Here is a 25,301-nt window from a genome sequence, read left to right on the forward strand (position 1 = left end):
AGTGCTTCTGATTGAAGCACTTTTTGATTAACTATGGGTTTCTTCCTCGGCATCATCCTCATAAGTTTTGGCAATTTTTTCAATATTTAAACTTTTTGCCATCGCATCAAAAATTTCTTTATAAACCCCATTTTGATGATAAAGCGCATCATGTTCGCCGTGTTCTGCAATCCTGCCATCTTTCATGACATAGGTGTAATCGGCATCAATAATTTGCGATAAGCTATGTGAAATGATAATGACTGTACGCCCTTGTTTAATTTCATCGAGGCTTTGTTTGATTTGTTCGGTTGCAATGGCATCCAGACTAGCAGTCGGTTCATCTAAAAAAATAATAGGTGGATTTTTCAGGAACATACGTGCAAGGGCAATCCGTTGTTGTTGACCGCCTGAAAGCATGAGGGCATCTGCGTCATAAGCCTGAGGCAATTGCAAAATTTGTTCGTGAATAGAGGCTTTTTGGGCTGCCAGAATCACATCTTCCAAGCTTGCATCAGTTTTGCCATAACGAATATTTTCAAAAATAGAGCCTTGGAAAATATGATTTTTTTGCAAAACCAAGCCGATATGGTCACGCAAATATTGAGTGTCGATGTGGTTAATATCAATCCCATCGAGCTGAATTGTTCCCTGTTGTGGTTCATAGAATTTATCTAATAAACTGATCAGGGTAGATTTTCCTGCTCCCGACAATCCCACCAATGCGGTAATTTTATTGGGCTGAATCTGCATTTGAATGTCTTTGAGTGCATGATGTCCATTCGGATAAAAAAAGTTTACCTGTTGCAGATCAAACTGCCCTCGAATAACTGGTTTAAGCGTACCACTTGGCTCAATTTCATGCTCGGCTTCCAAAATTTGAAAGAAGCTTTCTGAATAGATCATTGCATCATTGACTTCATCATAAATACGATGCAATGAGCGAATTGGGGCAGAAACATTGCCAAACAGCAACACGTGATACATGATCATGCCGATGCTCATTTGTCTATCTAACACAAAATAAGCAGTTAAAATAATAATCAGCACCACGCCAATTTGTTCAATAAAGCTTTTTAAACCATCAAATAAAAAACTGGTTTGGCGGGTCTGCATTTGATTGTGGGTCAGTTTTTTCTGCAGGGTGAGTTGTTTTTCTGCTTCGATGCTTTCTCTGTTAAATGATTTAATCACGGTAATTGAGTTGATGATGCTGAGAATCCCTTGGCTTTTTTTCTCACGTCCATCACGTAAATTACGTCGCCAGCTTCCTAGTTTTTGTGCCTGTTGGTAGGTTAGCCAAAAATAAATAGGCACAATGAGTGTCGAGACCAAACCCACGTAAACATTGGCATAATACATTAAGCCCAAAGCCACAATTGCACTGGTAAAGAGTGGCAAAATATCAATAAAGAAAATTTGCACTAAACGGGTGAGTGAACCAATGCCACGATCTATACGTGTTTGTAATTTACCTGCTTGGTTGTTGTCCTGATTAAAAAAGGCCAGTCTGTAACGTAAAAATTTCTCAATAATGCCCTGTGCCAAATCTTGTGACACAAAAATGCGTAGTTTTTCACCATAAAACTTCTGTCCAAACTGCACAAAAGCATTGATGATTTCTTTACCCAGCAAAATGGCTGAAATGGTGATTAAAATGTGCCAGCCTGCAGACAGCCCCTGTCCTGCCTCAATTAAGGCGTTAATACGGTCAACAGCGTATTGTAAAGTCAGTGCATTGACTTGAGCTGTTAACGAGCCGATGAGCGTTAAAACTAAGGTGGCAATCACCAAGAGCCGATAAGGTCGAACGAAGGGACGCAATTTTTGAAATAAATGCCATAAATTCATAAGCTATTATTGTTATAAGAACGATGATTTTAAGTCTAAGGATGAACTTCACGACTCACAAGCCAAAAAGCTGTGTCATTTTGTGAGCAGTCCTGATCCTTGTTTTAGATTAAACAATAAGCTATTCAGCATAGGAATGACCATGAATCTAGAATTGTTTGCACCTGAGCGTTGTGACAACGTACTGCCTTATGACGGCATTGTGCAGGACTATGGTTTGGTGCTGAGTGCGGAGCATAGTGAGCGTTATTTGCAGTATTTTCTGCAACATTTGGCATGGCAGCCTGATGAAGGTCTGCTCTTTGGTCAGTATTATCGGACACAGCGCCAAGTGGTATGGTATGGCGATGAGCAGTATCAATATCGTTATTCGGGAGCAGTTAAGCAGGCACTGCTATGGCAGCCTGCTTTGTGGCGATTGAAACAGCAAATTGAACAATGGGTCGGGCATCCCTTTAATTCATGTTTGGCCAATTTATATCAAGATGGTACGCAGGGCTTGGGTTGGCACAGTGATGATGAGCCAAATTTAGGCAGACACGCTGTCATTGCATCTTTGAGTTTGGGGGCAACCCGTAAATTTTGTTTTCAGCATAAACACCGCGCCAACAAGGTTGAGCTACTGTTGCACAGCGGTCAGTTGTTGGTCATGCGTGGCACGACGCAACACCATTGGAAACATGCCTTAATGAAGTCCAATAAAATTATACAACCCAGAATTAATCTGACCTTTCGCTATTTTCACGCGGCTACTGAATAAGACTTGATTTAGCACTCTAAATCCTTATTCAGAAATAAATTTTAATTGTATTTAAATTCAGTGCTTTAATGTGTCGATAACCTAAAAATTTAAGAGAGCTCTATATTAAAACTGGTATTCAGTACTTCCACCTGTTTTTCAATTTGTTCTGCATTGTCCTGCAAAATTTCAATCAGTTTTTGCAAATTGACAAATTCAAAACGGTTTTTAGATGCCAGCAGCGTCAATGCATAAGGTGCATCTTTAGATGAAAAACGAATCGGTACAGATAAGCCTGCAATTTCTGCATCGAGTTCGCCGTTAGAAAAATAATAGCCTTGTTTTTTGATTTTGCGCATTTGCTGCAAAAAGTCATCTTCATCTTGTGCAAAATTGACTTGTGCCAATTCGTTAGAAAAACGTTGGTAATAGTCTAAAATTTTAGCTTTAGGCAGATGTGCCATAATAATTTTTGGCGATGAGCCGACATAAACAGGACGTGGGCAGCCGCGACCATAAGACAGCAAAGGCGTATCTTTAAAGATTTCGTGATGCACATCAATGCAGGAATCTTGATTGAGTTGGGTCAGCAAACAGCAAAATTCAGTACGTTCCGCAATTTTTTTCATAAACGGAATACTGATGGTGACCAATGGATCGGTCGTGCGAGAGATAAAATCCAATACTGCAATTTTTGGCCCTAGGGTGTAATCTCCCGATGTGCCACTCATGCGCTGCAACAACTCTGCCGAAACCAACTCTTTTAAATAGCGGTAACTGGTAGGCTTAGATAAACCAAGTTCCTCACTAATGGTATCTACATTAATGACAGGACGTGCGGTTGAAAATAAGTCTAAGACTGTGAGAATCTTGCCAAAGCTAGACAGTGCCATGCGGATTTACCCATTCACACCAAAAGGATGGTGTCACTTTATATCAAAAAATCGCCAGACCAATAGACTTTTTAAAGATGGTCTTAGGCATTCTAACGATCAATATCCCAATTCTTTCGTTTGTCGTTGTTATCTATTCAGAAACAGGATTTAAGGCTGAATGCCGTGAGGCTCACGATACCAGCTTTCAATCAATAGTGCTGCGGCAAGACTGTCGGCTGCGAGCTTTTTGCCACGCCCTTGGGCTTGATAATGATCAAGCTCATCACGTGCTTCACGTGTGGTTAGGCGTTCATCGACCATTAGGGTGTTGATATTGCTTTGATGGCGTAAGCGTCTGGCAAACTTACGTGCACGGGTAGACAGTTCCGACTCGCTATCATCCATATTTAAAGGTAAGCCCACTAGAAATAATTGTGGCTGATGTTGCTTGATGATTTTCAGCAAGTTTTCCCATTGTGGAATGCCATCTTTCATGGGGAAGAGGGCGAGTGGGGTCGCACTTTCAATTAGTGCCTGCCCCACAGCCATGCCCATTTTTTGCGTACCGAAGTCAAATGCCATGATAGTTTGGGCTTGTGTTGTTTCAGGCATGACCAATCTCTGAAGATAACCATGTTGGATCTACGCCCATTTTACGATAAGCGGCATCCCAACGGTCGTCATAAGGTAAATTGAAAATCAAGTCCATGTCCGATTCACAAATGAGCCAATCGCCACGGGCAATTTCTTGTTCCAGTTGCTGTTTGCCCCAACTGGCATAGCCCAAGGCAATTTGGTAACGTCCAACGCCTTCGTTGTGGGCAATCGCATCTAAAATATCTTTAGAGGTGGTGATACAGACATTTTCACCAACAGCGATAGATGAATGCCAAGTTGGCTGCCCTGTGTGTAAAACAAAACCTGCCTCAGGTCGTAATGGACCACCTTGTAGAACTTCGTGAGGATGCACATTATCTGCGTCTATATCTAAATCATTGAGTAATTCTTTGATTTGGATACCCGATGGACGGTTGATAATAATGCCTTGCGCACCGTCTTCATCATGACGTGCCAAATAGATGACGGTGTTTGCAAAAAACTCATCATTCATATCGGGCGGGGCTATGAGACAGCGATGCGTCAGATATTGTTTAGTCACCTAAGCAATTCTCCTTAATCTGAGGGGGTGGCAAACAGAACTGTAAACCGACTTGGAAACGTAAACGAGTTACAGCCAAATCATGCAAATATACATTTCTTAGCTGTACTTATCCCATAAAACCACTGTGATGACAACTTTGCTTTGGTAAAAGTGAGACAAAGGATAAATAAAAGAATAAATTTAAAATTTAGAAAAAATGATGTCATTAAATTTATCTATTTAGTTACAAAGTTGAAGATATAGGAACATAATAATTGATTGCTTTATTATCTTTGTGAGGTGGGTTTGTTAAATGTTTCAGTGTATATTTTTTAATCTACTTTTTTAATTTTAACTAATGTGATTTCTGTTTTTTAATTGCAAAATAGGCGGTTTTACTACATTTAGATTCTCTTTTATTAAATATTAAGTTTGTCTAATGAGTAGTGGTTTTTTAATATAAAAAATCTATAAGTTTGTTTATCTCTTTTGTAAGTTTTGTACTTTAGTGTAAAATTTGTGTTTTTTATAGCTTGATATGTTTCAATAAATATACATAAAATACATATTGAAACAAAAAATGATTGTTTGTAAGATGGTGAAATTTTCATCTTTTATAGCTTTTTTTGATGGTTTAATATGAATTATTTAATAAAGGGAAGTTTGTTTGCTGCTGTTTTTTCAGCTTCAGTTTTTTCTCAAGCAGCAATTTTTGGAACTTATAATGATGAAGGTAATTTATTTCGCAGTCATTTGAATAATCATTTATCTGAAGATTTAGTTGCTAAATTTAAAGATAAAGTAGATTCAAAAGACGGCGTACTATATTTACTGGAGCAGGCACGTCTATTACAAGTCAATCATCAGTATGAAGAAAGTTTGAATCATTATAAGCAGGCTTTTGAATTGCTAGATAAACAAAAAAGTCGTGCAAAAATTAGTCTGAGTCGGGTCGGATTTAAAGCACTTTCTATGGTGAGTAATGATTCGGTGGTGCCTTATTTGGTACCACCTCATGAACAGGTATTGGCACATATTTCTCAAGCCAAAAATTATATTTTTCTAAAAAACCTTGAGGCTGCTGCAGTAGAAATGCGTGTTGCACAGGGTATTCAGCGTGAAATTGAACTGGCACATCAGGCTGAGTTTGAAAAGAAAAAAGAGAAAAATACAAAAGCAAATGCATCTTCAAATGCCGCATTGCATGTTTTAGATGAGGCATTTGTTGGCTTAGATCCAATTGCGGGCAAGATTAAGAATACTTATCAAAATGCCTATGCTTTTTATATGGCAGCTAACTTGTGGGAAACCTTAGGCGAATATAACGATGCTTTGGTGGATTACAAAAAAGCTTATGAGTTACAGCCTGATGAGCAGATTGCTAAAGATGTAAAGCGTTTAGATCAATTGGTTGCAAAACAAAGTAATAGTAGTGTGCCTGTTATTGTATTTATTGAACAAGGTATCGTTCCACAGAAAATTGAAAATAAGTTAGATATTCCGACTCCAGGCGGCATTATCAACATTGCTTTTGCGACTTATGAACCTAGCACTTATGTTGCACCCAAAAGCCTGAAAGTGAAGCTGAATAACCGAGTTTTGCAAGACAGTTATGTGATTAGTGATATTGGTGCATTGGCTGTTAAAGACTTAAAAGAAAAAGTCGTTGGAACTTTAACAACCCAAGTGATTCGTGCCACAGCCAAATATGCTGCTCAAAAAGAGCTTGGTAACCAATTTGGTGTTTTAGGGCAATTGGCAGGTAACGTGCTCAATATGGCAACCGAGCGAGCAGATTTACGAGCTTGGACAACTTTGCCAAGTAATACGCAAATTGCACGTCTGAACTTAACACCAGGGACACACAACTTACAGTTATCGTCAGGTAATTTGTCAAGCTCCTCTGTGAAGTTAGATGTAAAAGCCAATGAGACAGTATTTGTTTATGCACATCATGTAAATGACAAAATTACAGCAAGTGTAAGTAGTATTCCACGCCAATAATTTTGAAGAGAACTTTATGAAAAATCAGTTAAAACTCGCATTACTCGGTCTTAGTGCTGCGGCGATGGTTGGATGTACAGCCCCTAATGCTTTGTCTACACAGACAGATGCGAATAACGAAGTAAGTATTCGCACCATTACCAATAACCCAGTCTTAACCACTGAGGTATTTGTTGAGCGTGTGGGAATGTCTATGGCAGGCGACTTAAAAAAGGCATCAATTGCCATTAAAAACCGCCGTTTCAATAACAAAGATTTTAGCTACAAAATCGTATGGGTCGATGCACATGGAGCAGAAGTGAACCCTGAAGGTGCGATTTGGAAACCAATTCAGTTAACGGGTCGAGAGGTGAAGGGCGTGCAATCTTTAGCACCAAATCCATCGGCTGTAGATGTTGTTGTGTATTTAAAGAAATAAGCGAGATAGAGCAATGAATGCAAAGTTAATCATGGCTGTGGTAGCAACTTCTGTTTTGGCAACAGGTTGTGCAACAACGGGTAGTGCAGTGAGTTATGGTGATGCTCAAGCTGTAGAAACTTTAACGAAAGATTTTGGATCGACAGATCTACAAATGATTGCTGCAAAGATGGTGGATGATATGCTGACCTTCCCACCTGTGGTGCAAATGACGCAAACTCGTCGTCCAGTCATTGTGCTTGATCGTATTCATAACAAGACACAAGAACATATCGATACAGAATCTATTACAGATACGATTCAGAACAAATTAATTAATTCAGGGAAGTTTCGTTTTGTAGATATGAAATCTGTCAATGCGATGGCGCAGCAACTTGCCTATCAAAAGCAAAGCGGCATGGTCAATCAAGCGACTGCAGTGCGTACTGGTGGACATATCGGTGCTGAATATATGCTCAATGGCAATCTATCTAGTATTGTAAAAAATGCAGGTGGTAAGAGCGATGTGTATTACAAGTTCACATTTAAATTGCAGAACTTACAAACTGGCATTGTAGAGTGGACAGGCGAAAAAGAAATCCGTAAGGCAGCAAAGCGCTCAACTTTTGGTCTTTAATTTAATCTGAAAGCAACTGCGCTGTGATAAGCGCAGTTGCTGTTGAAGAATAGAACATGAAAAAAATATTATTTGCAGGCTTATTATCTGGATTACTGTGCAGTCCTGCTTTTGCTGCGATTAAAGAAGTGATTAAAGAGGCAACGGGTAGTGGTCCAACACAACACCAAGCTATTTCTGAAGCATTATTGATTGCAGTTCAATCGGTGAATGGTGCTTCGGTATCGTCACAAATGAATTATGAAGAAACAGTTTCTTTATCTGTAAATAATCAGGGCTGGACATATACGGGTAAAGTTTCACCTGTATTTAGTGTAGCCAATCAAGGTTCGGGTTCTGTCACCAAGTTTCAGGTCTTGAGTGTTTCTGGTGCTAAAAATAATTATCGCGCTAAAGTTCGCGCACATGTGGTGAAGTTTGAATCTACTGTACAAGATCAACACATGCGCCGTATTGCAGTCTTGCCATTTCAAATGGCAGAAAAAAATAACCGCTTAGCCAGCGGTGCTTCTGCTTCTGAGTTTAGTCAAGAATTATCAGATACTTTAGGTACTTATTTGGCACAGTCAGGGCAGTTAAGTGTTGTTGATCGTCATTACATAGATGAAATGCAATTTGAAAATGACTTCCTGTATTGGGATGGTGCACCGCATGAGTTAGCGCGTATTGGTCAAAAAGTAGGTGCTGATTATTTACTCGTGGGGCGTATTAACGATTTGTCAGTTGCTAGCGGTCAACAAATGTATGGGTTAAATGCTGGTGCAGAGCAGGTGCGTTTAACGTGGCGAGTGATTGAAGCGAATACCAGTAAGGTAGTTGCGGCAGGGACTTTTAATCGTACCTTATCGAACTTGATGACACAGAATCTTTTAAATAATAGTTTAAATGATAGTACTGCAGATAAGATTGCCCAAAGTTTAAATCCTGAAATTTTACAGGGTCTTAAACTACAACCTGTGCAATCTTCTAGCAGTCAATTTTATGATACCTCTCCAGGTTATGAAATGACACCTGGTTCAAGTGACCAACCTGTGAAATGGTAAATAATGATTAAGCTTGTTTTAGACCTAAATAAATCCCCCTGAAAATCAGGGGATTTATTTTTTAAGCCTGTTGAAACTTCAATTGGCGTAATTGTTTGGCGTGTTGCAAGGTAGTGTCATTAATTTCAACACCGCCTGTCATGCGTGCCAATTCTAAAATACGCGCATCTTCTTCTAATTCAACAATGGTGCTGCTGGCAGGGTCGGTCTGACGTTTTTTTACCAGTAAATGTTGATCAGACTGTGCCGCCACTTGTGCTTGGTGGGTAATACATAAAATTTGAACGTGTTGCGCCAAACCTGCGAGTAAGCGCCCCACAATTTCTGCGGTACCACCACTAATCCCGACATCAATTTCATCAAAAACCAAGACTTCGGCTTCGGTTTTTTCGGCATTCATGACTTGCATAACCAAGGCAATCCGCGATAATTCACCACCAGAAGCCACGCGTGCCAATGGCTGTGCAGGAATACCTTTGTTGGCGGTAAACAATAATTGAATAAAACTTAACCCTTCCGCAGAAACTTGTTCTAAAGGTTCAAATTTAAATTCAAAATGTGCCTCAGGCAGTGCCAATTGTTTAACTTGCTCGGTTAGTTGTTTAGCGAGCGGTGCAGCTGCTTCACGACGGATATCATCTAAATGTTGTGCTTTGGCTAAGAAGTCCTGATGTGCCACTTCTACTTGTTCTGCCAAAGTTTCAGGATCTTCCAGTTCATGTAAAGCCGTGAGTTCGGCTTGCCAAGTATCGAACTCTTGTTTCAGTAGTTCAGGCTGAGTGCGGTATTTACGTGCCAAACGATGAAAAACTTCCAGCTTCTGATTCAGTTCTTCCATGCGCTCTGGATCAAAGCTTTGACGATCAATAAACTGACGTAAATTGGCTGTCGCATCATCTAATTCACTTTGCGCATTTAACAATGAATTATAAATTTCCGATAATTGCTCACTGCGCCCCGCATGCGATTCCAAGCGGCGAATAATTGAAGCAATTTCCTGAGTGATGTTTTGCTCGGCTTCATCCAAGGCATTTAAGCTATAACTGCAATCCTGCATGATATGTTCATGATGGCTTAGGCGATCAAACTCTTGTTCAATCTCCTTATAATCGATTTGTACCAGTTCTTCGAGTTCTTCGAGCTGTAAGTTCAGGGTTTCGATGCGTTGCTTGCGGGTTGCCTGTGCATCCAGCGCTGCCTGATGCTGTCGGATATTTTTTTGCCATGTACTGTAAGCATCACGTACTGCTTGGGCAGGGGCATAAAAATTATAATAACGATCAAGCCAGTGTTTTGGATAAGGCGGTTCGAGCAATTGTTGCTGACTGTGCTGACTGTATAACTGTACCAGTAAGCGTCCAATTTCTTTCAGCTCTGCCAAACTGCTTGGACGACCATTAATCCATGCTTTGCTGCGCCCTGTGGCAAAAATTACCCGACGTAAATGGATTTCACCAGACTCATCATCTAATTCATGTTCTTTTAGCCATTGTGCTTCAGGGCTATTGTCCTGATAACTGAAACTCGCGGTCACATCGGCTTTATCTGAGCCAAAACGTACATAATTGGTATCGGTACGTTCACCTAAACAGGCAGAGAGCGCATCTAAAAGTAAGGATTTACCTGCACCTGTTTCCCCTGTCAGAACGTTAAAACCTGTTTCAATATCCAGTGCTAAGTGGTCGGCAAGGGCAAAGTTAATCAGTGTTAAATGAGTCAGCATAAACGCATCCAAGCTGCGAAAAGTGTCAGTGAAAGAGAGTCAAGTTTTGGAAATGCCATAACAAGGCTGTTATTTTCTTCTATTTAATTCTAGCTTAAATTGCAGCGCAAACAACAAAAAATGTACCCGATAAGCATCATATATAAAACACATGATCATTTGATCATTTCATTGGATGGTCATTAAATTGCAGTATATTCACTTGGGGAGTTTTCGGTGCTGCTTGATATGGTGGAACTTAAACGATATAGATACTATTCGTGATCTGTTTCACATTCAGATTTAGCACTTTAGTGGGGAAGAATCTAGAGCAGAGTACTTTGCATGCCTCTGGCATTGGCTTAGACTGTGCTGTCAGCGTGTTGCATGCTGCGTATTGAAACATTGTTCAATTTACGCAAAGCCCACTGTAAACACAGATTGATTAGTTCTGAGGACAGAATTAAACTACATCAGTCAAAAATATAAAAACGCGTTACCTGGAGAATACGCATGTCAGCTCAGTTTGATCATGTATCAGTTGTGAAAAAGTCGAATGTCTATTTTGGTGGGCAATGCATCAGTCACACGGTGCAATTTGAAGACGGTACCAAAAAAACCTTAGGGGTAATTTTACCGACTGAACAAGCCTTGACTTTCGAAACGCATGTACCTGAACGTATGGAAATTATTTCAGGTGAATGTCGTGTCAAAATTGCCGATAGCGAGGAAAGTGAATTATTCCGCGCGGGTCAATCGTTCTATGTGCCTGGCAATAGCCGTTTCAGCATCGAAACCGATGAAGTGCTCGATTACGTGTGCCACTTAGAAGGCTAATCAGCCGATAATAGGGTATTGAATTAAGATTTCATTTTTCTCCTGCTTGAGCACCCAATCAAGCGGAATTGAATCAAGAAATTTTCACCCGAATCGGTTAAACTAGATCTTATTGAAATCCTGTAAAGTCAGCTTTGCAGGATTTTTCGTTTTCGCTGGTTTATTGGTGCATTAATTAGAGGTCGTTCATGGCAAAACCTGAATATTATTATGGCGTTCACTCGGTGGAGTCATTATTGGAGCTTGAGCCAGAGCGCGTCTTAACTCTTTTTACCTTAAAAGGGCGTGATGATCAGCGTTTACAAAAGATTTTAGAACTTGCCGAACCATTTGGCATTAGTGTGCAAAAAGCCAGCCGTGACAGCTTGGAAAAACTGGCAGGTTTGCCTTTTCACCAAGGAGTGGTGGCTGCAGTGCGCCCCCATCCAACCCTGAATGAAAAAGACTTGGACACCTTGTTGCAGGCCGATAGTAAGCCTTTACTTTTGGCGCTAGACCAAGTCACTGACCCGCATAATTTAGGCGCGTGTATTCGTACTGCTGCTGCCATGGGTGTTGCTGCTGTGATTGTGCCGCGTGATCGTTCAGCAAGTTTAACCCCAACCGCACGTAAAGTGGCTGCAGGTGGTGCAGAAAAAGTCAAATTTATTCAAGTCACTAATTTAGCACGTACTTTGGCGCATTTGAAACAAGAGTTTAATGTGCGCGTGGTGGGTACAATGCTGGATGAAAAAGCTTTACCAATTCAGCAATTTGATTTTAAAGGTACAGCAGTATGCGTGGTGATGGGCGCAGAAGATACAGGTTTACGCCCAATTACGCAGTCACAATGTGATCAAACCGTATTTATTCCAATGGCAGGAAAGCTACAAAGTCTGAATGTTAGTGTTGCAACAGGCATGGCCTTGTATGAAGCTTGCCGTCAGCGTCAGGCTTAATTGCTGATTTTGTATTTGCTATTCTATTGATGTCTTCAACACTGTGATTCGTCTGTCTCCCCAAAAGCAAGGTTATGCCTTGGTGTTTGTTACCATGTGCATTTGGGGTGGTTTTACCCTAACTGCTCGGCTGAATGCACAATGGCAGATCAGTGCTTGGGATATTACCGCCTTACGCTTTGCTTTGGCTTTTTGTATTTTAATGCCGATTCTTATCTGGAAAAAAGATACGGCATTTTTATGGAAAAAAGAGCCTTTTATTTTGGCAATGATTGGTGGAGTGGGCTATTGCCTGACTGCGTATAGTGCTTTTCATTATGTACCTGCTGCGCATGCTGCCATTTTTTTGAATGGCTGTATTCCTGTTTGTACCGCCATTGCTGCTTGGATGTTATTTCGAGTGCCTTTTGACCGCCATACATGGATCAGTATTGTAATTATGCTGACCGCCATTGCGGGTATGAGTGCGCTGATGTATCAAGAAACAGGTGTTGCCTTTGGACTTGGGGATGGACTGTTTTTTATCAGCGCTATTTGGTGGGGTGTGTTTACGGTTTTATTAAGACAATGGAAGCTTTCCGCTTGGCATGCTATGGCGGGTGTCGCAATTTGGTCGGCAATCGTCTATGTCCCGATTTACGTACTGTTTTTCCCGAAACAACTCAGCACACCTGAACCGATTCATTTATTGCTGCAAACTATTTTTCATGGAGTGTTTGTGGTGATCATCGCAACACTTAGCTATGTCGAGGCAATTAAGCGTTTGGGAGCATTTAAAACTGGCAGTATTGTGACCTTGGCGCCGTTTATCGCTGCGATTCTTGCTGTCCCTTTATTGGGTGAACCTTTGAGTTTAGCAATTTTATGTGGCTTGGTGGGTATGGGGATTGGTGCTTTGCAACCTTGGCGTTGGTGGGCCCGACCTGACAGCTTAAAAGCTCAACTTGAACAGCAAAAACAACAGTCAGATTAATTTGCTTACTGCATCGCTCGCTTTAAATACTGCTGATGCAATACTTCAAGTTTGCTATACAAATGATCTAAATGCCCATCATTTAGCACAATGTCATCGGCTAGGCGTTGTTTTTCAGCACGTGGCATTTGTGCTTGAATAATTTTATGAATTTGCTCAACCGTTTGACCATCACGTTGTGAAGCACGGTGAATTTGTAGGGCTTCAGTAGCATCAATCAATAATGTATGTCGGGTCAATTGATGTTGATTGGTTTCAAACAAGAGTGGTGAAACCAAAACCACATAGGGACTGTCGGCAGTATCTAATTGTTGAATAATCGATTCACGAATTGCAGGGTGGGTGATTTTTTCAAGTGCTTGTCGTGCACTTGGTTCTTTGAAAATGTGTTCACGTAATGCGCGACGATCTAGTTCGCCATTTTCAAGTAAAACCCAATCGCCAAAGTGTTGTTGAATTTGCTTTAAGGTAGGCTGTCCTTTTTCAACCACTTCACGTGCAACAACATCCGCATCGACCACAACAATGCCTTGGGTCTCGAACCACGCACTGGCTGCAGACTTGCCACTGCCAATTCCTCCTGTTAGACCCAAAACAAAACGCATGTGCTGTCCTTATTGTCCCAAATATACTTTCATGATTTGCTCGCCCCATAAAAAGGCAATCCAGCCCGCAATGGCGATATACGGACCAAATGCAAAGGGTTGGTTTTCTTTACGCACTTTTAACAGAATAATGCCAATAATCGCCCCAACTAAGGACGATAGCAGCACAATCAGGGGTAACATCATCGGCCCCATCCATGCACCTAAAGCGGCAAGGAGCTTGAAGTCACCATAGCCCATGCCTTCTTTGCCTGTGACTATTTTAAACAGGTAATACACCACCCATAGACATAGGAAGCCAATTACATAACCCCAAATTGCCGATGTCGGTGAGGTATAGATGGCATAGCTGTTGACTGCCAAACCCAGTGCAGCCAAAGGCAGGGTGTAACGGTCTGGCAAGAGTTGTGTATCAAAATCAATGAAGGTGAGTGCAATCAAGGTATAAGTGAGCAGCAAACCAAACAGCATTTGTACAGTTGGGCCAAATACCGCAAGCACAATCAGGGCGCAAACAGCGGTTAATACTTCAATCATTGGATAACGTACGCTGATCAGGTTTTGGCAGTTGCCACATTTACCGCGTAATACCAACCAACTCAGCACAGGAATATTTTGATACCAACGAATTGGGTTGTGACATTTGGGGCAGGTCGATGCAGGTTTGCTCAGGGTGATTTTACTTTCATCAATAATGGCTTGTTCAGGATGTAATAACATTTGGCAGTCATTACGCCACTCCTGTTCCATCATTTTTGGGGTGCGGTAAATCACCACATTCAAAAAACTGCCAATACATAAACTAAAAAGTCCAACTGCGATATAGAGCGCAGTTGGATTTTGGATAAAGTACGCGATTAATTCTTGCATTAAACCACAGAACCCATTTGGAAGATTGGAAGGTACATGGCGACAACTAAACCACCCACTAAAATACCCAAGACAGACATAATCAACGGCTCCATCATTGAGGTTAAGCCATCTACTGCGTTGTCGACTTCGTTTTCATAGTGGGTTGCGACTTTATCTAGCATGGCATCTAGCGCACCTGATTCTTCACCAATGGCTACCATTTGCACTGCCATAGACGGGAATTTATTGGTGACACGCATGGCGAATTGTAGCTGTTGACCTGTCGCAACATCATCACGAATTTTCATCACGGCTTCTTCATAGACCACATTATTGGTTGCCCCAGCGGTAGATTCCAAGGCATCAATTAAGGGTACACCAGCAGCAAAAGTAGTGGCTAAAGTACGGCTATAACGTGCAATAATCGCTTTATAGACCAAGTCACCAAAAATAGGCGCTTTCAGTGCCGCTTTGTCTAAGAAGTCACGGAATTTTTTACTGCGTTTTTTAGTTTCCAAGAAACCTGCAATGATGACCCCAATCACAATAATCAGAATAAACCAGTATTTCTGCATCCATTGTGACATGTTCACCACCATTTTAGTGAAGGCAGGCAAGTCCGCACCAAAAGAGCTAAACAACTCTTCAAACACAGGTACGACTTTCACCATCAAAATAATGGTCACAATCACGGCCACCACAATGACCGTTGCAGGGTATTTCATGGCTTTTTTAATTTTTTGTTTGAGTAACTCACTCTTTTCTTTATAGATCGCGACACGATCTAGCATGGTTTCTAGGGCACCCGATTGTTCACCAGATTCGACCAAAGAACAAAATAGGTTGTCAAAATATTGAGGATATTTACGCAATGCGCCAGCAAAGGTATTCCCGCCTTCCACTTCACCTTTAATGCCTAAAACCACTTCACGCATGGCGGGGTTTTCAAGACCTTCGGCAACAATCTCAAAGCTTTGTACCAAAGGCACACCTGCTTTCATCATAGTGGCAAGCTGACGCGTGAAAATAGTGATGTCTAAGGTCGACACCCGTTTTTTCATTAAGCCTTCAAGAATATTCTTTTTCTTTTGGCGAATCGTCTTGATGGTAATCCCTTGTTTACGCAATGTGACCTTTGCCAAGGCCATATTACGCGCTGGAATTTCCCCTTTTAACTTAGCCCCTTTGCGGTCAATCCCTTCATAAACGAAGGTGGGCATCATCTGTGCTTTTTTGACAGCCATGCGTATTTATCCTTATTTTAAATTTTACAACTATTCACTGGTCACACGATTGACTTCTTGCAATGAAGTCACCCCCTGCATGACCTTAAGTAACCCCGAACGACGCAGATTGTTAAACCCCGATTTTGCTGACGCATCAGCAATTTGGATGGCATTACCATCCTCCATAATAATTCTAGAAATTTCTGGTGTGACTTTCATCACTTCATAAACACCAACACGTCCTTTATAACCTTCACGGCATTCAGAACAGCCTACAGGTTGATAGACCTGAAATTCTGGATTGCTCAAATCGGCTTCAGTAAAGCCCATTTCCAATAAGCTTTGTTTTGGAATATCGGAAGGAGCTTTGCAATGCGGGCATAGGCGTCGTGCCAAACGCTGTGCAATGACGAGGTTTACCGAAGTTGCGATGTTAAAGGAAGGAACGCCCATATTGCGTAAACGCGTTAAAGTTTCTGGCGCACTGTTGGTGTGGAGGGTAGATAAAACCATGTGACCTGTTTGGGCTGCTTTAATTGCAATTTCTGCAGTTTCAAGGTCACGAATCTCACCCACCATGACAATATCAGGGTCTTGACGTAAGAAAGATTTCAGAGCGGCAGCGAAGGTTAAGCCCACTTTATTGTTGACGTTAACCTGGTTGATGCCTTCTAAGTTAATTTCCACAGGGTCTTCGGCAGTGGAAATGTTGGTATCTTCTCTGTTTAAGATATTTAAGCCTGTATATAGCGATACCGTTTTACCCGAACCCGTTGGACCTGTAATCAGTAACATGCCTTGCGGTTTTTCTAAGGCTTCCATGAACAATTCTTTTTGTTCTGGTTCATAGCCCAAAGCGTCAATCCCAAGCATCGCGCTAGATGGGTCAAGAATACGCAGTACGATTTTTTCACCGAACAATGTTGGCAACGAGTTCACACGGAAGTCGATGGATTTATTTTTAGATAGTTTTAATTTAATACGACCATCTTGCGGGACACGCTTTTCAGAAATGTCCATTTGGGACATCACTTTTAAACGTGATGCCAAGCGGTTAGCTAACTGTAAGGGTGGGGTGGCAATTTGACGTAATACACCATCGACACGGTAACGCACTCGATAGGTTTTTTCATACGGTTCAAAGTGTAAGTCCGAAGCACCCATGCGAATTGCATCAATCAGTAATTTGTTGATGTATTTAACAATTGGGGATTCATCACCCTGCGGTTCATCTTCTGCAGCTTGTTCTGGTTCGCTGTTACCATCTTCAAAGTTGAGATCGAAGTCATCATCTTCAAATTCAAAAGCAGACTCACTCGCAAAGTTTTGTTCAATCAGTTTTACCAATTTATCGTGTTCGACCACAATGGCTTCAATATTCATTTTACTGTTGAAACGAATGGCATCCATTGCTTCGATATTGGTCGGGTTACTGGTCGCAACGTAAAGCAGGTGATTACGCTTAAAAATAGGTAAAAGGTTATATTTGCTGAAAAGCTTTTCATCAATGCCTTCACGCACGATGAGCGCAGAGTCATATACGCTTAAATCAAAAATAGGTTCGCCAAATTCGCTGGAAATTTTCTCTGCAATTTGTGCAGGGGCAATCTTATGCTGTTGAATCAGGTAGGGAACAATATCTACTTTTTCTTTATGAGCAGCCATAATGGCGGTTTGCATATTTTCAGCAGAAACGAGCCCATCTTCGACCAAGCGTCGAATAAAACCTGTAAATCTAGGTGTAGCTTGTTGTACTGACATTCCCCAACGTCCTCAAAATCAAGATTGTTTATAATTGGTATCTTAAAATTATACTTTTGTTGCACAAAAATACCATATCTGAAAGTGCTGTCACCACCTAAGTATCGCCTAAAAGCATGAACCAGTTACATTAATCTGCTAAAAAAATTGTAAGTCCTGCCATGAAAAGATACTTCATGCAGCAGTTTGATGCAAAGCTTGTACAAAAAACTCAGCAGAAATGTGATTTGCGTGTAGAATGTGCGCGATTAAATGAATTGTTTTTGCAGGTTATTCTATGTCGGCTACGACGATTAAGCCTTGGGTGGTTGGCAATTGGAAGATGAATCCGATACATGCCGATGCTCAGCAACTTATTTCTGAATTTAAAACATTATTACAAGACAGCCCTGTAGAGGCTGAAAAGTGTCATTTGGGGATTGCACCTGTCACTTTGGCTTTAACTCAAATTCAAGCTGCATTGAGCGAAGCAGTACGTCCTGTCTATACCGTTGCACAAGACCTTTCCCGTATTGCGGGTTTGGGTGCATATACAGGCGAAGTCAGTGCAGAATTGCTAAAAGACAGTCAAATTGATTATGTATTGGTTGGGCATTCAGAACGTCGTGAACTTTTTGCAGACACACCAAGCATTTTGAATGAAAAAGTTAAAAATGCCTTGCAGGCAGGTTTGACAGTTATTTATTGTGTGGGTGAAAGTCTGCAACAACGTGAAAGCGGTCAGGCAGAGCAAGTTGTTTTGCAACAAATTTGTGATATTGCTGCTGTGGTTGACGCTGAGCAATGGCAACAGATAGTGATTGCGTATGAACCTATTTGGGCAATTGGTACAGGCAAGACCGCATCACCTGAAGATGCGCAAACCATGCATGCAAAAATCCGTGAAGGTTTAAGCCAAATCACCGCTTATGCGGTGACTCTACCGATTTTATATGGTGGTAGTGTAAAACCAGAAAATGCCGTAGAGTTAGCAGCCTGCCCAGACATTAATGGTGCTTTGGTCGGTGGTGCATCCTTAAATGCGGCATCGTTCCATCAAATTGCGCAAGCCTTTGCAAATACACAATAATGAGGAGTTCAGCATGCAAACATTTGTGCTGGTAGTACATATTATCTTAGCCATTTTAATGATTGGACTAATTTTGGTTCAGCATGGTAAAGGTGCAGATGCAGGCGCTTCTTTTGGTGGCGGTGGTGCGGCAACCGTATTTGGTGCGTCAGGCTCAGGTAACTTTTTAACCCGTTTAACGGCAATTTTAACAGCATTGTTTTTTGCAACCAGTTTAACTTTAGCGGTGTTTGCCAAGAAACAAACCACAGGTGCATATAGTTTGCAGACTGTACAAACGACTGCACCTGCACAGCCAGTATCGCCTGAAACTTCACCAACTGCGCCTAAAAGCGCTGAATAATTTTATTTAGCACTTTCTTTTTTCGCATGATGCGACTAGAATGCGTCACAGCTGCGGTGGTGGTGGAATTGGTAGACACGCTACCTTGAGGTGGTAGTGCTTTCGGGCGTGGGGGTTCAAGTCCCCCCTTCCGCACCAACTTATAATCCAGAAAACATAAGTTGGTGTTAAGCAGCAAATCTGTTGATGCGGGATGGAGCAGTCTGGTAGCTCGTCGGGCTCATAACCCGAAGGTCGTTGGTTCAAATCCAGCTCCCGCTACCAATCAATCCTAAGCTTATCGTGAATTAAGCGTAGGCAACTTAAATTATTTTAGGTTGAGATAAGTATTTACATGTTGTTGCGGGATGGAGCAGTCTGGTAGCTCGTCGGGCTCATAACCCGAAGGTCGTTGGTTCAAATCCAGCTCCCGCTACCAATATTTTAAAAGTGTGATTATGCTCTAATATGAGTTTTACGCTTTATACTGACTAAGGTGCAACTTAAGTCAGGCAAAAATGCTAAGTTTGATTGAAAACTTATTCATATTTGTATATAATTTTTGCACGTTGATGCGGGATGGAGCAGTCTGGTAGCTCGTCGGGCTCATAACCCGAAGGTCGTTGGTTCAAATCCAGCTCCCGCTACCAAGTTTCTAATGGTGTGGTACGTTAGTTTTAGTTGATTGAATTCAGCATAATAAACTAGCAAAGATGGTTAGATTTAGTCTAATCCCCGCAACCAAGTTTCTAAAGAGGCTCACAACTAGGTGGGCCTTTTTGCACAGTGGATATTGGTTTTACTGTGCAAGAATAGGGGCGATTACGCCCTTTTTTATTGGCTATCGTGTAGTGTCGATACAAGCCGTGCGCGGCCTAAAGTCAAAGTGTCATGTTTCACTACTACTATAGTTTGTATGAATGTGTAGTGGTCAAATAAGACCATTGAACCGCAGCAGAATGACGAGAGTAAATGAAGCTATCAAATAAAACTCAAGCACTTCAGGACTTAATTGCGCCAGCAGTGCAAGCATGTGATGTGGATCTTTGGGGAATCGAGTTTATTCCACAAGGTAAGCGTTCTTTGTTACGTATTTATATCGATAAAGCTGTCGATGAAAATGCAGAACCTGTCTTAAATGAAGATGGCGAATTAGAGCAAGGTCGTGGTATTGGTGTGCAAGATTGTGTACGTGTAACCCAGCAAGTTGGTGCAATGCTTGATGTGCATGATCCAATTTCAGGTGAATATGCACTTGAAGTATCCTCTCCGGGTTGGGATCGTCCATTTTTCCAATTAGAGCAATTGCCTGCATATATTGGGCAAACCATTGCGTTACGTTTAATCAGTGCTGTAGAAAACCGTCGTAAATTTCAAGCGAAATTGGTTGCTGTAGATCTGGAAAATGAAACCATTCAGGTCGAAGTGGAAAAACAGCAGGTATTGGAGATTGACAGTCACAATATTGATAAAGCAAACCTGATTTACCAAGATTAATCAAATTAATAAGAATCTGAACGAATAGGTGACTTATGGCACGTGAAATTCTTACCGTCGTTGAAACGGTTAGTAACGAAAAAGGTGTAAGTCGTGAGGCAATTTTTGAGGCGCTTGAACAGGCTCTTGTTGCTGCGACGAAAAAGAAATTCTACGAAGGCACAAACTCAGAAGAAGCACGTTTACGTGTGGAAATTGATCGTAAAACAGGTGACTACAGCACTTTCCGTCAGTGGGAAGTGGTGGCAGATGAAGATCATGAAATGCCTGCATGCCAAGATGCAATTTCTGATGTAGACCCTGCAAAGTGGTCAATTGGCGATATTCGCGAACTTGAAGTTGAGTCAATTGACTTCGGTCGTATTGCTGCGCAAATTGCCAAGCAAGTGATTGTGCAAAAAATTCGTGAAGCAGAACGCGCATTGGTTGCAGATGCTTATGAAGCCAAAGTAGGCGAGCTGATTTACGGTGAAGTGAAAAAGCAAACCAAAGATGGCTTTATTATTGATTTGGGCGACAATGCAGAAGCATATTTGGCGCGTGAAGAAATGATTGCCAAAGAAATTTTGCGTCCTAAGCAGCGTGTGAATGCAATTTTGTACAGCGTGAACCGTGAAGGTCGTGGTGCACAATTGTTGTTGTCACGTGCCAAGCCTGAAATGCTGATTGCATTGATGAAAAAAGAAATTCCAGAAATTTCTGAAGAAATCATCGAAATTAAAGCAGCAGCGCGTCAGCCGGGTGTACGTGCAAAAATTGCAGTAAAAACCAACGACCATCGTATTGACCCTGTAGGTGCATGTATTGGTATGCGTGGTACACGTATCCAAGCGGTACAGCAAGAGTTAAATGGTGAGCGTATTGATGTTGTGGTGTGGTCTGATGATCCAGCACAATATATCGCCAGTGCTTTAGAGCCAGCCGATGTATCGGGTATTGTGATTGATGAAGAAGAACGTACTGCCGACATTATTTTCGCAACCAGCGATCAGTTGGCACGTGCAATTGGTTCACAAGGTCAAAACGTACGTTTAGCCTCTGAACTCACAGGTTATAAGCTGAACATGATGCTTGAAGAAGAGTATCACGCACGTCAGCAAAATGAAGCGCAACAATACTTAGACTTGTTTGTTTCACGTCTAGACATTGCTGAAGATTTGGCGATGGCATTGGTAGAAATGGGCTTCACTTCATTAGAAGAAATTGCGTATGTTCCTGCGGAAACATTTGACGAAATTGATTTAGATGAAGAAATTGTTGAAATGTTACAAGGTCGTGCCAAAGAAGTGGCATTGGCAGACGCATTGCAACAGCAAGAAAATATCCAAGATCCGAGTGCAGAACTTCTAGCAATGGAAGGCATGACACAAGAGATCGCTTATGCGCTTGCCGCTCGTGGTGTCATCACAGTTGATGATTTAGCTGACCAAGCGACTGACGATATCGAAGATATTGAAGGTCTAGGTACAGATAAAGCGGGTCAATTGATTATGAAAGCGCGCGAATCATGGTTTAACTAGGAGGTAATATATGACGGACAAGTCGATTAAAGAGTTAGCGCTCAGTGTAGGTCGTCCAGTTGAGAAACTCCTGGAACAGGTTCGTGACGCAGGTTTACCACAGCGTAACGCTGACGATATTATTTCCACTGAACAACAAAGTACCCTAGTGAACCATTTAAAAAAGGTTCACGGTCAAGAGGGTAATGCAGGACAAATCACGTTGAAACGTAAAACCACCAGTACCGCTAAAGTGGCAAGTACTTCGGGCAAAGCGAAAACGATTAATGTAGAAGTTCGTAAGAAGCATACATTTGTAAAGCCTGATCCTGAACAGATTAAAGCGGAAGCACTGGCAAAAGCACAGGCGGAAGCAGCTGAAAAAGCGCAAGCAGAACAGCAAGCACGTGACGTGGCAGAAAAGAGCAAAGCGAAAGCAGACGCGCCTCAAGCAGGTGCCGCAAAAGCGAAACAAGCTTTAGATGCAATGCGTGCAGCAGCGAAGCAAGAAACAGCCAAGCAAGAAGTTGCGAAAGCTGCGGTTGTGGTGAAACGTAAGTCAACCAACAAGCCAATTGTGAAGCAAGCAGTGAAAGCCACTGAAACACCTGAGCAAAAGAAAGCGCGTGAAGCGCAAGCAGCTCAGTTGAAAGCGACTGAAGAAGCAGCACGTCGTAAAGCTGCTGAAGAAGCGCAGCAACGTACGCTTGAGCAAATGCGTCAGATGGCATCTAAATACTCAAATGAAGATGCAACCGCTACCATTCGTGTGGTAGATGATTCTCCATTGGCGGCTGGTCTTGTGGGTCAGGCTTATGAAGATTCATTTGCCAAAGAAGACCGTGAAATCAAGCGTGGTACCAGTACCACCAATACACGTTCACCGAAAAAAGGTGGTCGTCGCGGTCAGGAAGAGCAATCTTTCAGCCAAAACTCACATAAACGCGGTTTGAAAACGAGCCAAGCCAACAAGCACGGCTTTGAAAAACCAGTTAAAAAACAAGTTTATGATGTTGAAATTGGTGCAACGATTGTGGTTGCGGACTTGGCTGCAAAAATGGCAGTTAAAGTACGCGAAGTGATTAAATCACTCATGAAAATGGGTGAGTTAGTTACGCAAAACCAAGCGATTGAGCAAGAAGTTGCAGCACTTGTAGTTGAGGAAATGGGCCACAACCCAGTTCTAGTATCGGATACGCAAGCTGAAGATAACTTACTTGAAGCTGCTGAAGAGGCACGTGGTGTTCAAACGACACGTCCACCAGTGGTGACCATCATGGGTCACGTTGACCATGGTAAGACATCATTACTTGACCGTATTCGTCGTGCCAAAGTGGCTGCAGGCGAAGCGGGTGGTATTACCCAGCACATTGGTGCATACCACGTACAAACCGATAAAGGCATTATCACCTTCTTAGATACACCGGGACACGCAGCGTTTACTGCAATGCGTTCACGTGGTGCGAAAGCGACAGATATCGTGGTATTGGTCGTTGCGGCAGATGATGGTGTGATGCCACAAACTGCAGAAGCCATTGACCATGCGCGTGCAGCGGGTACGCCAATTATTGTTGCCATTAACAAAATGGACAAAGAATCGGCTGATCCAGACCGCGTATTGAATGAATTGACCACCAAAGAAATCGTACCTGAACAATGGGGCGGTGACGTACCTGTTGCAATGGTTTCGGCGCATTCAGGTCAAGGTATTGATGAACTTCTTGACTTAATTTCAATTCAAGCAGAAATGATGGAATTGAAAGCATCTGAAGAAGGTGCAGCGCAAGGTGTGGTGATTGAAGCGCGTGTAGATAAAGGTCGCGGTGCAGTGACGTCAATTCTGGTACAAAACGGTACTTTGAATGTAGGTGACTTGGTACTTGCAGGTTCATCTTATGGTCGCGTACGTGCCATGACTGATGAAAACGGTAAGCGTATTAAATCTGCAGGTCCTTCAATTCCAGTTGAAATTTTAGGTTTACCTGAAGCGCCAATGGCAGGTGACGAAGTTCTTGTTGTAAATGACGAGAAGAAAGCACGTGAAGTTGCCGATGCGCGTATGGATCGTGAGCGTCAAAAACGTCTAGAGCGTCAAAGCGCGATGCGTCTTGAAAACATCATGGCATCAATGGGCAAAAAAGACGTTCCATTTGTCAATGTGGTATTGAAGACCGATGTACGTGGTACTTTGGAAGCCTTGATTGTTGCATTGGGTGAGTTGTCTACCGATGAAGTACGTGTACGTGTGATTGGTTCAGGCGTAGGTGCGATCACCGAGTCTGACGTTACGCTTGCAGAATCTTCAGAGGCCGTATTACTGGGCTTTAACGTACGTGCTGACAATACTGCGCGTCAAAAAGCCGATGCGGATGGTATTGACATTCGTTACTACAGCATCATCTATCAATTAATTGATGATGTGAAAGATGCGATGAGCGGTAAGCTTGCACCTGAACACCGTGAAACTATTTTGGGTGTTGCAGAAGTGCGTGAAGTGTTCCACTCAAGTAAGTTCGGTGCAGCTGCAGGTTGTATGGTACTTGAAGGCGTACTTCACCGTAACAAACCAATTCGCGTATTACGTGATGATGTGGTGGTATTCCAAGGTGAGCTTGAGTCACTTCGTCGTTATAAAGACGTGGTGGAAGAAGTTCGCGCAGGTATGGAATGTGGTCTTGCAGTAAAAGGCTATAAAGACATCAAACCACTTGATAAGATTGAAGTGTACGATGTTCAATTGATTAAACGGAGTCTTTAATGGCGGGTAGTCAACGTCTGAAGCGTATGGCGGATACAGTACAGCGTGAGCTGTCAGAACTGATTCGCCAAGAGCTGAAAGATCCACGCTTAGGTGGTCTTGTGACCATCTCTGCAGTGAAGGTGAGCCCAGACTTAGGATATGCGGAAGTGTACGTGACCGTCATGGGACGTGAATTAGGCGATGAGCAAAGCGAAACGGCAAATAAAGAAACCTTGGATGTGTTGAATAAAGCATCAGGCTTCTTGCGCCATGAGTTAAGCCGTCGTATTAAGACACGTATTACCCCGCGTTTGCGTTTTCACTACGATAAAACCAATGCCTATGGTAACTATATGTTTGGTTTGATTGCAGAAGCGGTAAAAGATTTACCTCCTGCAGCACCTAAGCAAGATGAAGAATAAATCAGTGATGATAAAAAATGCCACCTTCGGGTGGCATTTTTTTGTCTATCATGTTTGAGCTTTTGGTAAGCATCCGGCTAACACAGCCTTACCAAGCGATCCTATAAGCCTTAATTTAGTTCCCACCTAAAAACAAGTGGGGACTTAATCCATGAACATGGATATATATTCAGCAACACCTCCTGTTGCTAA

At 42.0% G+C, this 25,301-nt stretch carries 23 protein-coding genes and 4 tRNA genes; 18 read left to right on the plus strand and 9 right to left on the minus strand.

Translation table 11 applies throughout. The features are described 5' to 3' along the window. Window positions 1-27 precede the first annotated feature (27 nt). Complete coding sequence (locus tag FTU70_RS10700; RefSeq protein ID WP_180060572.1) at window positions 28-1,830, minus strand: ABC transporter ATP-binding protein; 1,803 nt, start codon at window positions 1,828-1,830, stop codon at window positions 28-30. Between the two features lie 142 nt (window positions 1,831-1,972). Between FTU70_RS10700 and FTU70_RS10705 the strand changes: the two genes are divergently transcribed. Beyond that, on the plus strand, window positions 1,973-2,590 hold the full coding sequence (locus FTU70_RS10705) for an alpha-ketoglutarate-dependent dioxygenase AlkB (protein ID WP_180060573.1): 618 nt from the start codon (window positions 1,973-1,975) through the stop codon (window positions 2,588-2,590). 89 nt (window positions 2,591-2,679) lie between these two features. Here FTU70_RS10705 and FTU70_RS10710 read toward each other — a convergent pair whose 3' ends face one another. The 3 genes from FTU70_RS10710 to FTU70_RS10720 form a co-directional block, all read right to left on the minus strand. Then, window positions 2,680-3,462, minus strand: a complete 783-nt coding sequence (locus tag FTU70_RS10710; RefSeq protein ID WP_180060574.1) for an IclR family transcriptional regulator — start codon at window positions 3,460-3,462, stop codon at window positions 2,680-2,682. A gap of 150 nt (window positions 3,463-3,612) precedes the next feature. Further along, complete coding sequence (gene ruvX, locus FTU70_RS10715; RefSeq protein WP_104852952.1) at window positions 3,613-4,056, minus strand: Holliday junction resolvase RuvX; 444 nt, start codon at window positions 4,054-4,056, stop codon at window positions 3,613-3,615. Then, window positions 4,049-4,603, minus strand: a complete 555-nt coding sequence (locus FTU70_RS10720; RefSeq protein WP_004975844.1) for a YqgE/AlgH family protein — start codon at window positions 4,601-4,603, stop codon at window positions 4,049-4,051. The genes ruvX and FTU70_RS10720 overlap by 8 nt, the downstream gene beginning before the upstream one ends. Before the next feature lie 621 nt (window positions 4,604-5,224). Here FTU70_RS10720 and FTU70_RS10725 point away from each other — a divergent pair. From FTU70_RS10725 to FTU70_RS10740, 4 genes are read left to right on the plus strand one after another with little or no spacing between them, the layout of a single operon-like run. Continuing rightward, window positions 5,225-6,589: a COG3014 family protein gene (locus FTU70_RS10725; protein WP_179988501.1), complete on the plus strand. Its 1,365-nt coding sequence runs from the start codon at window positions 5,225-5,227 to the stop codon at window positions 6,587-6,589. A gap of 16 nt (window positions 6,590-6,605) precedes the next feature. After that, entirely contained in the window at window positions 6,606-7,007 is a 402-nt protein-coding gene (locus FTU70_RS10730) for a DUF1425 domain-containing protein (RefSeq protein ID WP_004975847.1), read from the plus strand. A gap of 13 nt (window positions 7,008-7,020) precedes the next feature. Next, window positions 7,021-7,623: a penicillin-binding protein activator LpoB gene (lpoB, locus tag FTU70_RS10735; RefSeq protein ID WP_004975849.1), complete on the plus strand. Its 603-nt coding sequence runs from the start codon at window positions 7,021-7,023 to the stop codon at window positions 7,621-7,623. Between the two features lie 56 nt (window positions 7,624-7,679). Beyond that, complete coding sequence (locus FTU70_RS10740) at window positions 7,680-8,666, plus strand: CsgG/HfaB family protein (RefSeq protein ID WP_004975851.1); 987 nt, start codon at window positions 7,680-7,682, stop codon at window positions 8,664-8,666. A gap of 61 nt (window positions 8,667-8,727) precedes the next feature. On the opposite strand, the gene recN is transcribed toward FTU70_RS10740, so the two are convergent. After that, on the minus strand, window positions 8,728-10,389 hold the full coding sequence (recN, locus tag FTU70_RS10745) for a DNA repair protein RecN (protein ID WP_131261101.1): 1,662 nt from the start codon (window positions 10,387-10,389) through the stop codon (window positions 8,728-8,730). Between the two features lie 492 nt (window positions 10,390-10,881). Here recN and FTU70_RS10750 point away from each other — a divergent pair, with 492 nt between their 5' ends. From FTU70_RS10750 to FTU70_RS10760, 3 genes are all read left to right on the plus strand, one after another. Continuing rightward, entirely contained in the window at window positions 10,882-11,205 is a 324-nt protein-coding gene (locus FTU70_RS10750) for a pyrimidine/purine nucleoside phosphorylase (RefSeq protein ID WP_004975854.1), read from the plus strand. A gap of 188 nt (window positions 11,206-11,393) precedes the next feature. Next, window positions 11,394-12,143, plus strand: a complete 750-nt coding sequence (gene rlmB / locus FTU70_RS10755; protein ID WP_180060575.1) for a 23S rRNA (guanosine(2251)-2'-O)-methyltransferase RlmB — start codon at window positions 11,394-11,396, stop codon at window positions 12,141-12,143. Window positions 12,144-12,195: 52 nt separating this feature from the next. After that, window positions 12,196-13,116, plus strand: coding sequence for a DMT family transporter (locus FTU70_RS10760; protein ID WP_180060578.1), 921 nt, complete (start codon window positions 12,196-12,198; stop codon window positions 13,114-13,116). A 5-nt stretch (window positions 13,117-13,121) separates the two neighbouring features. On the opposite strand, the gene coaE is transcribed toward FTU70_RS10760, so the two are convergent. Genes coaE through pilB form a run of 4 tightly spaced genes read right to left on the minus strand, consistent with a single transcriptional unit; the run spans window position 13,122 to window position 17,560 of the window. After that, a complete protein-coding gene (gene coaE / locus FTU70_RS10765; RefSeq protein WP_004975860.1) occupies window positions 13,122-13,721 on the minus strand; it encodes a dephospho-CoA kinase in 600 nt (199 codons plus the stop codon). A 9-nt stretch (window positions 13,722-13,730) separates the two neighbouring features. Further along, complete coding sequence (locus FTU70_RS10770; RefSeq protein WP_096901344.1) at window positions 13,731-14,591, minus strand: A24 family peptidase; 861 nt, start codon at window positions 14,589-14,591, stop codon at window positions 13,731-13,733. Next, a complete protein-coding gene (locus FTU70_RS10775; protein ID WP_004975864.1) occupies window positions 14,591-15,817 on the minus strand; it encodes a type II secretion system F family protein in 1,227 nt (408 codons plus the stop codon). The genes FTU70_RS10770 and FTU70_RS10775 overlap by 1 nt, the downstream gene beginning before the upstream one ends. Before the next feature lie 30 nt (window positions 15,818-15,847). Beyond that, window positions 15,848-17,560, minus strand: a complete 1,713-nt coding sequence (pilB, locus tag FTU70_RS10780; RefSeq protein ID WP_180060576.1) for a type IV-A pilus assembly ATPase PilB — start codon at window positions 17,558-17,560, stop codon at window positions 15,848-15,850. 277 nt (window positions 17,561-17,837) lie between these two features. Here pilB and tpiA point away from each other — a divergent pair, with 277 nt between their 5' ends. The 10 genes from tpiA to FTU70_RS10830 all read left to right on the plus strand — a co-directional run bounded on the left by tpiA (window position 17,838) and on the right by FTU70_RS10830 (window position 25,109). Then, window positions 17,838-18,629, plus strand: coding sequence for a triose-phosphate isomerase (gene tpiA / locus FTU70_RS10785; RefSeq protein ID WP_019836081.1), 792 nt, complete (start codon window positions 17,838-17,840; stop codon window positions 18,627-18,629). A 13-nt stretch (window positions 18,630-18,642) separates the two neighbouring features. Beyond that, window positions 18,643-18,972 carry a preprotein translocase subunit SecG gene (secG, locus tag FTU70_RS10790; protein WP_004975868.1) on the plus strand — a complete coding sequence of 110 codons (330 nt, stop codon included), beginning with the start codon at window positions 18,643-18,645 and terminating at the stop codon, window positions 18,970-18,972. Between the two features lie 53 nt (window positions 18,973-19,025). Next, window positions 19,026-19,110: transfer RNA gene (locus FTU70_RS10795), tRNA-Leu, on the plus strand. Between the two features lie 49 nt (window positions 19,111-19,159). Continuing rightward, window positions 19,160-19,236, plus strand: a tRNA-Met gene (locus tag FTU70_RS10800). Window positions 19,237-19,313: 77 nt separating this feature from the next. Next, window positions 19,314-19,390 (plus strand) — tRNA-Met (locus tag FTU70_RS10805). Window positions 19,391-19,524: 134 nt separating this feature from the next. Beyond that, window positions 19,525-19,601 (plus strand) — tRNA-Met (locus tag FTU70_RS10810). A 322-nt stretch (window positions 19,602-19,923) separates the two neighbouring features. Then, a complete protein-coding gene (gene rimP, locus FTU70_RS10815; protein ID WP_004975871.1) occupies window positions 19,924-20,448 on the plus strand; it encodes a ribosome maturation factor RimP in 525 nt (174 codons plus the stop codon). 35 nt (window positions 20,449-20,483) lie between these two features. Beyond that, complete coding sequence (nusA, locus tag FTU70_RS10820) at window positions 20,484-21,968, plus strand: transcription termination factor NusA (RefSeq protein ID WP_131261098.1); 1,485 nt, start codon at window positions 20,484-20,486, stop codon at window positions 21,966-21,968. A gap of 10 nt (window positions 21,969-21,978) precedes the next feature. Beyond that, window positions 21,979-24,705 carry a translation initiation factor IF-2 gene (infB, locus tag FTU70_RS10825; RefSeq protein WP_180060577.1) on the plus strand — a complete coding sequence of 909 codons (2,727 nt, stop codon included), beginning with the start codon at window positions 21,979-21,981 and terminating at the stop codon, window positions 24,703-24,705. Beyond that, a complete protein-coding gene (locus FTU70_RS10830; RefSeq protein ID WP_004975876.1) occupies window positions 24,705-25,109 on the plus strand; it encodes a ribosome-binding factor A in 405 nt (134 codons plus the stop codon). The genes infB and FTU70_RS10830 overlap by 1 nt, the downstream gene beginning before the upstream one ends. The last annotated feature ends 192 nt before the right edge of the window (window positions 25,110-25,301 follow it).

Source organism: Acinetobacter sp. YH12135, from assembly GCF_013418565.1.
Taxonomy (GTDB): domain Bacteria; phylum Pseudomonadota; class Gammaproteobacteria; order Pseudomonadales; family Moraxellaceae; genus Acinetobacter; species Acinetobacter towneri.

What these genes read in the sequence shown, in the direction of transcription:
- FTU70_RS10700 (WP_180060572.1), bottom strand. Translation starts at nt 1,830, where the DNA reads ATGAATTTATGGCATTTATTTCAAAAATTGCGTCCCTTCGTTCGACCT.
- FTU70_RS10705 (WP_180060573.1), top strand. Translation starts at nt 1,973, where the DNA reads ATGAATCTAGAATTGTTTGCACCTGAGCGTTGTGACAACGTACTGCCT.
- FTU70_RS10710 (WP_180060574.1), bottom strand. Translation starts at nt 3,462, where the DNA reads ATGGCACTGTCTAGCTTTGGCAAGATTCTCACAGTCTTAGACTTATTT.
- ruvX (WP_104852952.1), bottom strand. Translation starts at nt 4,056, where the DNA reads ATGCCTGAAACAACACAAGCCCAAACTATCATGGCATTTGACTTCGGT.
- FTU70_RS10725 (WP_179988501.1), top strand. Translation starts at nt 5,225, where the DNA reads ATGAATTATTTAATAAAGGGAAGTTTGTTTGCTGCTGTTTTTTCAGCT.
- FTU70_RS10730 (WP_004975847.1), top strand. Translation starts at nt 6,606, where the DNA reads ATGAAAAATCAGTTAAAACTCGCATTACTCGGTCTTAGTGCTGCGGCG.
- lpoB (WP_004975849.1), top strand. Translation starts at nt 7,021, where the DNA reads ATGAATGCAAAGTTAATCATGGCTGTGGTAGCAACTTCTGTTTTGGCA.
- FTU70_RS10740 (WP_004975851.1), top strand. Translation starts at nt 7,680, where the DNA reads ATGAAAAAAATATTATTTGCAGGCTTATTATCTGGATTACTGTGCAGT.
- recN (WP_131261101.1), bottom strand. Translation starts at nt 10,389, where the DNA reads ATGCTGACTCATTTAACACTGATTAACTTTGCCCTTGCCGACCACTTA.
- FTU70_RS10750 (WP_004975854.1), top strand. Translation starts at nt 10,882, where the DNA reads ATGTCAGCTCAGTTTGATCATGTATCAGTTGTGAAAAAGTCGAATGTC.
- rlmB (WP_180060575.1), top strand. Translation starts at nt 11,394, where the DNA reads ATGGCAAAACCTGAATATTATTATGGCGTTCACTCGGTGGAGTCATTA.
- coaE (WP_004975860.1), bottom strand. Translation starts at nt 13,721, where the DNA reads ATGCGTTTTGTTTTGGGTCTAACAGGAGGAATTGGCAGTGGCAAGTCT.
- FTU70_RS10770 (WP_096901344.1), bottom strand. Translation starts at nt 14,591, where the DNA reads ATGCAAGAATTAATCGCGTACTTTATCCAAAATCCAACTGCGCTCTAT.
- FTU70_RS10775 (WP_004975864.1), bottom strand. Translation starts at nt 15,817, where the DNA reads ATGGCTGTCAAAAAAGCACAGATGATGCCCACCTTCGTTTATGAAGGG.
- pilB (WP_180060576.1), bottom strand. Translation starts at nt 17,560, where the DNA reads ATGTCAGTACAACAAGCTACACCTAGATTTACAGGTTTTATTCGACGC.
- tpiA (WP_019836081.1), top strand. Translation starts at nt 17,838, where the DNA reads ATGTCGGCTACGACGATTAAGCCTTGGGTGGTTGGCAATTGGAAGATG.
- secG (WP_004975868.1), top strand. Translation starts at nt 18,643, where the DNA reads ATGCAAACATTTGTGCTGGTAGTACATATTATCTTAGCCATTTTAATG.
- rimP (WP_004975871.1), top strand. Translation starts at nt 19,924, where the DNA reads ATGAAGCTATCAAATAAAACTCAAGCACTTCAGGACTTAATTGCGCCA.
- nusA (WP_131261098.1), top strand. Translation starts at nt 20,484, where the DNA reads ATGGCACGTGAAATTCTTACCGTCGTTGAAACGGTTAGTAACGAAAAA.
- infB (WP_180060577.1), top strand. Translation starts at nt 21,979, where the DNA reads ATGACGGACAAGTCGATTAAAGAGTTAGCGCTCAGTGTAGGTCGTCCA.
- FTU70_RS10830 (WP_004975876.1), top strand. Translation starts at nt 24,705, where the DNA reads ATGGCGGGTAGTCAACGTCTGAAGCGTATGGCGGATACAGTACAGCGT.